The sequence below is a fragment of the Rhodococcus sp. FG69 genome (genome assembly GCF_057808915.1).
Window position 1 is genome coordinate 138,234 of the sequence record NZ_JBMDIX010000012.1, and the last position, 11,286, is coordinate 149,519.

General features: G+C 64.6%; 11 protein-coding genes and 1 pseudogene. 7 read left to right on the forward strand and 5 right to left on the reverse strand.

Translation table 11 applies throughout. From position 1 onward, the window contains the following. Positions 1-62 precede the first annotated feature (62 nt). The 5 genes and pseudogenes from ACODSO_RS12160 to ACODSO_RS12180 form a co-directional block, all read right to left on the reverse strand. On the reverse strand, positions 63-1,343 hold the full coding sequence (locus ACODSO_RS12160; protein ID WP_489037169.1) for an APC family permease: 1,281 nt from the start codon (positions 1,341-1,343) through the stop codon (positions 63-65). Between the two features lie 89 nt (positions 1,344-1,432). Next, the gene (locus ACODSO_RS12165; RefSeq protein WP_068372648.1) at positions 1,433-2,011 is read right to left on the reverse strand and encodes a hypothetical protein; all 579 of its coding nucleotides are present in this window, start codon (positions 2,009-2,011) and stop codon (positions 1,433-1,435) included. A 200-nt stretch (positions 2,012-2,211) separates the two neighbouring features. Next, a pseudogene (locus tag ACODSO_RS12170) lies at positions 2,212-2,367 on the reverse strand (tetratricopeptide repeat protein); the annotation flags it as partial. A 115-nt stretch (positions 2,368-2,482) separates the two neighbouring features. Continuing rightward, entirely contained in the window at positions 2,483-2,923 is a 441-nt protein-coding gene (locus tag ACODSO_RS12175; protein ID WP_068372655.1) for a MarR family winged helix-turn-helix transcriptional regulator, read from the reverse strand. Continuing rightward, a complete protein-coding gene (locus ACODSO_RS12180) occupies positions 2,920-3,300 on the reverse strand; it encodes a hypothetical protein (RefSeq protein WP_068372677.1) in 381 nt (126 codons plus the stop codon). The genes ACODSO_RS12175 and ACODSO_RS12180 overlap by 4 nt, the downstream gene beginning before the upstream one ends. A 94-nt stretch (positions 3,301-3,394) precedes the next feature. Between ACODSO_RS12180 and ACODSO_RS12185 the strand changes: the two genes are divergently transcribed. The 7 genes from ACODSO_RS12185 to ACODSO_RS12215 all read left to right on the forward strand — a co-directional run bounded on the left by ACODSO_RS12185 (position 3,395) and on the right by ACODSO_RS12215 (position 11,178). After that, entirely contained in the window at positions 3,395-4,837 is a 1,443-nt protein-coding gene (locus tag ACODSO_RS12185) for an HNH endonuclease (RefSeq protein WP_068372658.1), read from the forward strand. Positions 4,838-5,005: 168 nt separating this feature from the next. Then, positions 5,006-5,302 (forward strand): hypothetical protein, encoded by a 297-nt coding sequence (locus ACODSO_RS12190; protein WP_068372661.1) that lies wholly within the window; start codon positions 5,006-5,008, stop codon positions 5,300-5,302. Beyond that, complete coding sequence (locus ACODSO_RS12195) at positions 5,302-6,978, forward strand: alpha/beta hydrolase (protein WP_068372663.1); 1,677 nt, start codon at positions 5,302-5,304, stop codon at positions 6,976-6,978. The genes ACODSO_RS12190 and ACODSO_RS12195 overlap by 1 nt, the downstream gene beginning before the upstream one ends. 8 nt (positions 6,979-6,986) lie before the next feature. After that, positions 6,987-7,418, forward strand: a complete 432-nt coding sequence (locus ACODSO_RS12200; RefSeq protein WP_231912465.1) for a hypothetical protein — start codon at positions 6,987-6,989, stop codon at positions 7,416-7,418. Next, entirely contained in the window at positions 7,415-7,819 is a 405-nt protein-coding gene (locus ACODSO_RS12205; protein WP_068372668.1) for a YbaB/EbfC family nucleoid-associated protein, read from the forward strand. The genes ACODSO_RS12200 and ACODSO_RS12205 overlap by 4 nt, the downstream gene beginning before the upstream one ends. Positions 7,820-8,186: 367 nt before the next feature. Further along, positions 8,187-8,774: a sugar transferase gene (locus ACODSO_RS12210; RefSeq protein WP_156520298.1), complete on the forward strand. Its 588-nt coding sequence runs from the start codon at positions 8,187-8,189 to the stop codon at positions 8,772-8,774. A gap of 649 nt (positions 8,775-9,423) precedes the next feature. Further along, a complete protein-coding gene (locus ACODSO_RS12215) occupies positions 9,424-11,178 on the forward strand; it encodes a tyrosine-protein kinase domain-containing protein (protein ID WP_489037170.1) in 1,755 nt (584 codons plus the stop codon). Positions 11,179-11,286: the final 108 nt, after the last annotated feature.

Consider the following 11,286-nt stretch of genomic DNA (forward strand, 5'->3'; position numbering starts at 1 on the left):
GCGATGACCATGGCATGGGTGCGGCCCGCTGCATTTCATGGGACTGCCTGCTGGCGGATTGGTCACCGCGATTCCGCTGATCGGTTGGCCATCCCGCGCCGCAGGCCGTAGATCAGGGCACCGACCACGATGACCGCAGCTCCCGTCGTCACCGACACCAGCGGCAGCGCGAATGCGAGCACCACACACCCGGCAAGACCCACCACCGGCACGATCCGGTTGGGACGGCCCTCAGCCGAAGTCAAGGTCCACGCTGCGGCATTGGCGATGGCGTAATAGATCAACACCCCGAACGACGAGAAGCCGATCGCGTCGCGCACATCAGCAGTCGCGGCGACCACCACGACGACAGCGGCGACGGCCAGTTCGGCGCGATGAGGGACTTTGAACCGCGGGTGCACAGCGGCGAGCGCATGCGGCAAGTGGTGATCGCGGGCCATAGCCAACACGGTCCGCGACACCCCCAGCACCAGGGCCAGCAGCGAACCCAACGCGGCGATCGCAGCTCCTACCTGCACGACCGGCACCAGCCACGGCACACCTGCGGCGCGTACCGCATCGGCCAACGGGGCAGTCGACGCGCCCAACGTGTCGGCTCCCAAGACAGCCAGCACCGCAACCGCCACAAGGGTGTACACGACCAAGGCAATCCCCAACGCCAGCGGGATCGCACGCGGAATCGTGCGAGCGGGGTCGCGGACCTCCTCGCCCAACGTGGCGATGCGGGCGTAGCCGGCGAACGCGAAGAACAACAACCCGCCTGCTTGGAGCACTCCACCGATGCTGACGTCTGCACCGATATCCATACGCGCGACATCGGCCTGTATCGAGGACGAGCTGGCCACTACGACGAACGCCAGGACCGCCAGAACGATTGCCACGATGACGCGGGTCAACAGCGCCGACTTCTGCACGCCCCGATAGTTCACCGCGGTCAACGCGACGACGGCTGCGACCGCGACAGCGTTGGCATGCGCAGGCCAGGCGTAGGCGCCGACGGTCAACGCCATTGCCGCACATGATGCAGTCTTGCCGACGACGAACGCCCACCCGGCCAGATAGCCCCAGAAGTCGCCCAGCCGCTCTCGCCCGTACACGTATGTCCCGCCCGATACCGGGTATCGAGCAGCCAGCTTCGCCGACGATGTCGCGTTGCAGTACGCCACCACTGCGGCGACCGCCAACCCGACCAGGAGACCCGATCCCGACCCCGCTGCCGCAGCAGCGGGCGTCAGGGCGACGAAGATGCCCGCGCCGATCATCGACCCCAGCCCGATCACCACCGCGTCGAACACACCGAGTCGACGCTGAAGTTGTGGCTCATCTCGTGACGGCGTGCTCATCTGTGTCCCCTCCGACCGAATCATCGGCAGCGCTAACCGCTACCTGCGTGAGGGCGACGACTGTATATGGAAAGGGTGACAGCTCGTGGCTACGAAATCGATATTGGGCCGATGTTCCGCGTGACGTGCCAGCCGTCGTTCGATTCTTCGACCAAGTACGTAGTTCCGAAGCCGCAATCGACGCCGCACCAGAAGCCGGCGCCGACTACGACTGTGCCCTCAGGGGGTTCTTCGATAGCCGAGAGGCCGATGACAACTCCGTCGTTCTGCACGCCGGTCACGCCCTGTCCGCCTAGAGCGGCTCGAGTATCGAATTGATCGACGAATTCGACGGGCGGCAACCCATCGGACAGTTCCACGATCTCGGACTTCAATGCTTCCTCCAACGGCGCGCCGTCCGCGTCGATGAAGAGGTCCGAGCTACCGGATGAGAGGGCATCGAGGACGTACACGGCCTTGAACGGTGACGGATAGCCAACTCCGAAGGTGTGGTCCGTCAAGACCAGGCGATGAACGACAGCGGAGTAGATCTGAGCTTCCGGACTGAACACTGGTGGCGCTTCCGACGACGTGGACACACTGCGGTCATCGGATCCACCAGAGTCCGTGGAGCACCCGGCCACGGCGAACACAAAGAGGAGAAGCAGTGCGACCGCGCGATTGCCCATTGCAGGACCGTACCGCCGACTTCGACGTGGGTGGATCGAATCCTCCATCGAGTGGGGAATGTTCCGAGCTCGGTGCTGGATCGGCGGCCCGCGCGGAGCTGTTGATTGCAATTGGCTGAAGTAAGAGGCCGCCACCACGAATGGACGATGACAACGTTGGTTCTGCCAATCATCGGATCACTACGGTGGTTCGTATTCGGAAGATCGAGGGCTTCGGACTGGCGCCCGACGTTTCGCAGGGAGCTGGCAAGCTGTATTCGGGCTTGCTGTTCGGTATCGGGATCGAGTCCCTCGGCAAGAGCTGCCTGGTACAGCGGGATGGCGTTTCCCTCGTTGCCTCGCGCATCTTCGAACGACGCTTGCTGGACAGTCCGGTGGTGGCTCTGTCATCGAAACGTCCTTCCTCGGATGGGTCCGAAGCCAGCAGGCGGTGGGTTTGGAAAGTGCCGGGGTCGTTGCTTATTCGAGTGGTCATGCTTCGATGGCGTCGGACCTAACCATGAGATCGCTCATCGCATCTCGAAAGTCTGAGCGTCGCTGTTGATTCCAACCCGCTGTAAGTTCGGCGAAAACCTTCTCCTGCCAGGCATGAGCCTGGTCCAGGATCGCATGCCCAGCAGTAGTAACGGTTATTTCCCGGCGACGCCCGTCGCCCGCGCACCGGGACATCTCAAGGTATTGAGTGTCGATGGCATTTTTGACGAGGCGGGAGGCCCCGCTTTGATCGATTCCGAGCTCGCGTGCGATCGCGTTCACCGAAGCGGGTATGTTGCGTGCGATCAACGAGTTCACCGCCTCGATCGTCATCATGAGCCGGCCCTGCTCCGGGAGCAGAGCATCGCCACTGGGCGCCCGCCGTGACCAATGCCGAACGAAGGTGAACAGGAGCTGGCCCGGCCCTGACGTGTTCATTCGGACGCGGCCATCTCGCGGCAGATGTAAGCAAGTTCCAAAGCTGATCTCAAATCCGGTAGCCGTAAGGCCGCAGTCACTTTGGTGTCGGCGACGCGAAAGACCGTCGCTACGCGCGTAGGTTGTTGGTTCTCCGGCCAGGTCGCATCCTGTTCTACTACCATCAGACGCTCGCTTATCGGGTGCCAGGAACGCGGGATCAATCGGATGCCTGATCGTTCGACCCAGTCGGCGAACTGGCTAGGTGTGATCGGGCCCGCGCCTTTCGGCCCGAGAACGACTACCGGATTGCCGACGGCCGCAGCGGACCGCATGAGAGCCCCAGCGTTCACGCTTGCGTGCCATTCGTTGATGGCCGCTTCCAAATTCATGGTCATGGCAAAAGTGTATGCGAATCGCATATAGTAGGCCAAGGATGAGCGCCGTCACCGACGGAAGTTCTTGTCGGTGCTCGGTTGTAGCTTTCGGGGCATGCAGAAGTTGGGGGACTTTCAGAGCGCACACACGCTCTCCGATCAGGAGCTCGTGTCCGCACTGGCGCATATCCACACCACCGAAACCTCCCTCGCCGCATCGAAACTGGCAGTCCTCGCCGAATCCGACCGCCGAGGACTGGGCTTGAAACTCGGCTACTCCTCCGTCGCCTACTGGCACGCCAAATCCACCCGAACCCGCGAAGCCCAGTCCACCCACCACATCCGCCTCGGCTACTGGCTCACAGAACACCCCACCGTCGCCGAAGCACTCACCGACGCCGACATCCACCACGCCCACGCAACCGCCATCGCCGACGGCTACACCCTCATCCACACCGCAGACCCCGCCCTCGACGACGCTGCGATGGCCGCCCATGTCGCGACGCTGCTCGACGTCGCCACCCGCTCCCTCGCCTCCACCGTCACCACACGCGCCCGCGAACTCGCCCACCACGCCGCAGCCGACGCCCAAGCCCGACACGACGCCACCCGCAAAGCCGCCGAAGCCCACGAAGCCGCCCGGCGCGCACGTGAAGAGCAAGCCCGACGCGACGCGGAAGAGAAAGCCCGCCGCACCGGCACACCTTCACCTGACCCCGAACCCGAAGACACCGACACTGCTGACCCCGCGCCCGATCTGCCCGACGGCCCCCGCCCACCATCAGCGGCAGAGAACCCCGCACTGAACGTGTTGAAGATCTTCCAGCTCCCCGACGGGCGGAGCCGAGTCGAAGGCAACCTCGACACCCTCACCGCCGAGAAACTCCGCACCGCCCTCTCCCCACTGACCGCACCGAAACCCGGACCCGGCGGCGCCCTCGACCCGCGGTCCCCCGCCCGGCGTAACGCTGATGGTCTCGCCGAGATCCTCGACCGCCACCTCGCCGGCGGCAAAGGTACGACGTTCACCGCCCCAGCGCGGGTCAACCTCATCGTCAACCTCGCCGACCTCCTCAAACGACCCTGCAGTCACCACAGTGCCGGGGAAGGCAGTCCGCTCGATCGGGAATGGCCGTTCGACATGGAGTGGACCGGACCGATCTCGGGACAACTCGCCGAACTCCTGACCTGCGATGCCGATATGACGCCGATCATCGTCGACGGCGCAGGCGTGCCCCTGGCGATGGGCCGAGAAGTTCGCCTCGCCCCACCGGAACTGCGGAACGCAGTCATCGCACGAGATCGATGTTGTGTCATGTGCGGACGACCCGCAGGCTGGTGCCAAGTCCACCACATCGAGTACTGGACTGACGGCGGACCGACCGATCTGACCAACTCGGCGCTGGTATGCGGGCGCTGCCACCGCTCCATCCACCACGGAGACTGGGAAGTCGTCCTCGGCGAGGACGGACACCCACACGCCATCCCGCCCGCCGCCGTCGACCCGAACCGACAACCTATCCCCAGCTACCACCGCCGACGACAACGCACCGCCTGACACACGGGGGCATCCCAACGATGCACAACTTCGATCTCGGCGGGAGGGTTGGGAGTGGCCCGAGAATTCGGTGGAACCGGATGCGCACCTGGTGCGTCAAAGGAAAGTGTAGGGGTGGTGCGGTCGGCGGGCGCTTGGGCGCGTTCGCCCGAGCGAGGGGAGCGAAAGATGCTCGAGGTCGACTCGGAGTCGTTGCGAGCGTTGTCGTCATCGCTGATCGAGACAGCGGACGCCGTCGCCGCGCTCGACCCGTCACCGCCAGTGGAGACCGGTGCCGCAGCCATGCCCAACTCGGCGTTCGGAGCAGCGGCAGCCGCATCCGCGGAACCGATACTCGCCGCTTACCGAGCAACAGCCGAACGCATCCGCGCGATGGCCGACGCCGCACTGGCCAGCGCCCACAGCTACGACGAAGCCGAAGCAGCCTTCCGTGACCAGCTCATCGAATACCAAGGCGGGCTGTGATGGCAGTATCCGTATCGCAGCTACGGGGGTGGAATCCGGTCCTGCTCACCGGCATCGCCGAGGACATCGCCCGGGTCAACAACATGTTCGACGTACGCGTCCACTACGCCCGGCGCACCGTCAGCGAGACACGTCCGCACTGGCAAGGCACCGCCGCAGATGCAGCCGACGCCCGCTCACTCGCCGACGAACTCGCCAACACTCACCTCATCGCCGCCGTCGACGCGTACTCCGCAGCATTCGGGACCGCAGCACGCGAGATCGACGCCGTCCGGAATTCGGTCCTCGCCGTGGTCGACTCGGCCCTCGCCGACGGATTCAGCGTCCTCGACGACGGACGTGTCCTCGCCCCCGTCAGCTCGACCGGCGATGCCGTCGTCGATCTCGTTCTGCAGTCGGACTTCGAGGAGCGAGCACGCGGCATCGAGGCGCAGCTCAAGCCGTTGCTGACGGACGCCGCCGACACCGACGGAACCTGCGCCGCCAGACTCCAGCAGGCCGTCGACACCGTCCGCGGCCTCGAGCCCACGGAAAGTGCAGCAGAGTCCTACAGTCCACAGGTCACGGCGATCCTCGACGGGCACGCACACCTGCCGGACGAACCGGCGGCGCTCGCCGACTTCTGGGATCAGCTGACACCCACGGACAAGGACGGCCTCGCGGCGTGGGATCCGACCATCGGTAACCGGGACGGACTCCCCGCCGTCGACAAATCCCGATACAACACCCAACTGCTGGGCACTCTCACCGTCGACGCCAGGGCCAACCTCGACGCCATCGAAGCCCGCCACCCCGACTGGATGACGGACCGCAATCTCCCGCGCGAGGTGGGCGCGCATCCGGCCGAGGACGCGGAAGTTCTACGCGAATACGCACGGTGGCTCGACGACCGTGACGCCGCGGAAGTCAGCCTCGCCGGCTACGAGAACGTCCACACCCAACTGGGCCGAGACGGCGCTCCCGCGTTCCTGCTGAACATCGACGACAGTGGCCGTGGGGCGATGGCGCTCAACAACCCCGACACCGCCCAGAACGTCGCCACCTACGTGCCGGGGACGTCGACGGTGCTCGCCTCCATCGACCGTGACATGAGCCGCGCCGAGAACCTGCTCGACGCCGCCAACATGGCCAGTCCCGGACCCAATTCGGTTGTCACCTGGCTCAATTACACCGCACCGCCCGATCTGCACGCTGCGACCTCGGAGAAATTCGCCGACGCCGGCGCGCTCCGGCTCGACCGATTCCAGGACGGTCTCCGGGCGGCACACGATGGACTGCCCGCACACACCACCGTGATCGGCCACAGCTACGGCAGCACCGTCATCGGACACGCGATGCGCGACGGTGCCTCACTCGACGTCGACGACGTCGTCTTCGTCGGAAGCCCCGGTGTCGGGGTGGCCGCAGCCGAGGAACTCTCGTTCCACGGATTCGACCCGTCCGAGAACGCAGCCCACGTATATGCGACCGCCGCGATGTCCGACCCCGTCGCATGGACAGGCGGTGTCGTTCCTGACGCGCACGGATCCAACCCCGTCGCAACGCACTTCGGTGCCACGGTGTTCGGGAGCGACCCCGAAACAACACCGACTTCACACAACAACTATTTCGATCGGGGTAACCCGGGGCTCGACACGATCGGCGCGATCATCGTCGGGCGGGGCGCGAGCGCATGAACCAATCGATGACCTCGACACAGGCGCAGGACCGTTCGATGGACGCGCTGGAGCAATCGCTGTCCGTGCTGCCCGCAGGCGTCCGGTTGGACCGCGTTCACCCGGAGTTTCCCTGGGCGCAGCTCGGATTCGCGAAATTCGAACCCTGCTACGACGACAACACCACTATCGATGGACCACACCGCTTCTCGGCCACGTTCTGGGTGGTGGGCAGCGACGGCCGAGCCGATCTGACGCTGCTGATCGAACGATGGACTCAGTGGGGGTGGGCCGTCGACGACCGGTCCGAACAGCGACTCGGATCGGCGCGCGCAACCTCGAGCGACGACTACCGTCTCGTCGCGAGGCTCAACGAGGACGGAAAGTTGAGCCTCGGTGTCTCGTCGCCGTGCTTCCCGTTCGAGAACCTCGACAACGTGCGCGCGATCGGGCACCGATGACCGAGTGGGAACAGCTCACGGTCAGGGCCGCCCGCATCCAGCGCGCGGTGCACGCCGTGCGGGGGAGCGCAGTCTCCGACGGCGGACACGTGCGCATCGAGGTGGGTGTCGACGGATCGATCACCGATATCGTTCTCAGCCAGTCCTTTTCGATGTTTCCCGCCGAGGCGGGCGCTCAACTGATCGCGTCTACCCACGCTGCGGCACTGACAGCAGCCAACCAGGCCGCGCACGGCATCAGGCGGGAGCTGCTCGAGGACCCGCGCGTCGCACGGTTGGTCGATCAGACCATGGCGCAGCCCGACCCGCCCGCGCCGATACCGACCCGGCCCAGGCGACGAGACGACGACTACGCCGTCGCCGAACCCGTGCAGCCCACGTCGATCTACGACCGCTGGTAGGGGCGGCACGCGGTGGGGGCCGACAGCGCAACTAGCTCGTCGAACGTCGAGACGATCGGGAAGGCGGGGAGGGCAGGGACGGAGCCAGGTCGATCCTGCCGCCTCCGCGGTCGGACGCTCGCCGCGACCTGGTGTCGGGTGTAGGGGCTCGTCGTGGCGGTGCAGGTGAGTCCTCGGTCTCGATGCGATCGCGTCTGGGAGCCGTAACACGTCGACACTTGGAAATGCGTATGAGTCGAACTTAATTCACCTGAATGACAATTAGATGTCGTCGGTGCCGGAGAATCACCACCGGGTGTCGTGATCGTAACGTGATGGTGATTACATACGACATTGAAGTGAGGTGTCGGGAAGGTGGAACGAGTTCGTGTCGAGTGAACGGGTGGACCGAAGCGACGATGAGTCGTCCCATTCGGCTGCCGCGACCGTGGCCTTGAGTTCGTGGGATGCGGGCGTCAAATCGATTTTCGACAAGATCGTTTCGACGGGAATGCTCGTAGTGCTGGCACCGATCCTTTTGTTGTGCTGGGCATATGTGAAAAGTGCCAATCCTGGAAAGCCCGCAATCGTGAAGTTGCCCAGAATTGGATTCGGTGGACGCCGGTTCGAGGTACTCAACTTCCGCTCCGCACCCGGCCACCCGATGATCACGTACGGGCTCGTTCACCTGCCCGAACTCATCAACGTCCTGCGCGGAGAGATGAGCCTGGTCGGCCCACGTCCCCGGCCCTTCGACGACACTCGGGTGGGCACCCTGGACACTCCGGCATCGGTGCGGGTCGAACTCCACCCGGGCATGACCGGACTGTGGATTCTAACTCCCCGTACCGAACTCACGCCACAGGACATTTTCTCGCTCGACCGCTCGTACCTGGAGTCGTGGTCGCTTTCCCGAGACATCCACATCTTGTTCGCCGCCGCGCGAAAAGTTCGGTACGGACGCGAAACTGTTTGACTCACCGGATGCGGGTGCGGAAACAAGCGGTTGGACCTTTTTTCGACGGCTTTTCGAGTGTCCACCGGAATTCGTAGATCTAACGGTCGAAGAATGTGCACGACAATGTTCGACGAGTAGAGCAATTTCCGTGTGTCCACTAGTTTGTACATGGGGGCGCTGAGAATCAACGTTGCTGGGCGACGTTCGGGGTAAGAACGCACAGTCGTCGAGATCGTTGAGGAGGGGTTGCAGAAGTGGCAGTTGCGAGTGGGCTGTTGACTCGGCCTGACTTTGGGCACTCCCCGACTTCTGGTGCCCAAATGAACACCCACCTCGAGTTCGCCGGTCGTCCATGTCAGTGCAGCGTCGACGTCTACGAGTGCGAACCGAACCATCCCAGCTCGGGGGAGAAGTGCGTCACCGTCGGCCCGGCCGACGTGACCGGTGCACTCTCTGCTTCGTATCGGTCCAGGGGTAGAGGAATGTTCCCGCACACCACACTAATTCGACCACAGGTTCGGTTCATCATGGAAGACAACGCCCCAGGCGGCAGGCCAGCTCTGTCCGATATGGGTGGAAATCCGCAGACGCCGAGGCCACAGCCGATGAGTTGACCGAGCGGCACCACCGAAGACCATGAAACTATTGCTGAAGCTGTGCACAAAGAATGAGGGAGCCCCAAGTGGAAATCCAGGACTACCTGCAGATCCTGCGCGCACGATGGATGGTCATCGTCGTCACCGTTGCTGTGGCGGTGTTGGGGGCACTTGCTGTCTCGCTACTCACCACGCCGACGTACCAGTCGTGCAGTCGCGTGTTCGTTTCCACCTCCGGCGGGTCGACCGTCAGCGAGTCGTACCAGGGCAACCTGTTCTCACAGCAGCGCGTTGCGTCGTACTCCGAACTGGTCACCGGTGAAACATTGGCGTCGAGGACGATCGACGACCTCGGCTTGAGCATGTCGCCGGCCGCGTTGGCATCGAAAGTGACAGCGACGTCGACGCCGGACACCGTGCTGCTCGATATCTGCGTGGTCGACTCCGCTCCTGCCCTCGCCAGCGGCATCGCGAACTCCCTCGCATCGCAGCTGACCACCCTGGTCCGTGAACTCGAGACACCGGAAGACGGCGGATCACCGGCCGCCGGAGTGCGTCTGGTCGAGGAAGCAAAGGAATCCGCGACACCGGTCAGCCCGAAGACCACACGTAACCTCGCGCTCGGAGCGGCCGTCGGTCTGCTGCTCGGCATCGCGCTCGCAGTGCTTCGTGACCGTCTCGACAACACCATCAAGACGCGCATCAGGCTCGAAGCTGCATCCAAGACGCCGCTCGTCGGCACCCTGCCGTTCGACAAGACGCTCAAGGAGACGGCGGTCGTCAAGTTCGGTGCCGGGCATTCGCCGAGTGCCGAGGCGTACCGCGAACTGCGTACCAATCTGCAGTTCCTCGAGGTCGACCACCCGCCGCGCGTCATCGTCGTCACCAGTGCTGTCCCCGCCGAAGGTAAGACGACGGTTGCCGTCAACCTTGCACTCGCGCTCGCCGAGGCTGGGCACCACGTTGCCCTCGTGGAAGGCGACCTGCGTCGTCCTCGCGTCTCGAAGTACCTGAATCTGATCGGCTCGGTCGGTCTGTCGACCGTATTGGCAAATCAGGCCGACCTGTCCGACGTGTTGCAGCCGACCCCCTACGAGGGCCTGGAAGTTCTTGCGTCGGGACCTCTTCCGCCGAACCCGTCCGAACTGCTCGGTTCCGAGGCGTCGCGCCGCGTGATCGAGGAACTGCGTGGTCGGTTCGACTACGTCATCATCGACGGTGCTCCGTTGCTGCCGGTGACCGACTCTGCGCTGCTCACCACACACAGTGACGGCGCGCTCATGGTCGCTCGTTTCGGCCACACCACCGAGAGCGAGGTCGGCCGGGCGGTCGGCAATCTCGAGACGATCGGCGCGCACATCCTCGGCGCCGTGTTCACGATGATGCCTGCCGGACGCAAGGGCAGTGACAACTACTCGTACTACTACGAGACCGACAGCACCATCCCGCGCCAGACACCCCACCCCGTCGCTCCGGGATCCATCGTCAACCCGGTAGCCGGAGCCACTGCATGGGACGGGTCGATGCCGTCGGCACCGCAGGTCTCGCAGCCGACAGCACCTGCGCCGCAGCCTATTGCGACGCCGGCAGCTCCGTATGTATCGGCACCGCCGGCTCCGCACGCGTCGACACCGCCGGCCGAACCCGAACCTGAGGCCGCGGCACCGGTATACGCGCCGATACCACCTCGGTCGACTCCTCGTCCGCCGTCATCCGTCCCGCGTCCACCGGCAGCGACGCCTCGTCCGCCGTCGGCGTCCACGCGCGCGTCGGGAAGCGCACCGCAGAACGGTGCGGCACCGTCCTCGCGGCGATACAAGGAATGACGGCGGTACAGGAATAGCGGCGGTACAGGAGTAACGATGCCGGGGTGCAGGCGATTTCGCTGCACCCCGCCAGTAGATTGCCACCACCAGCGGGGGCGTGGATGTAGT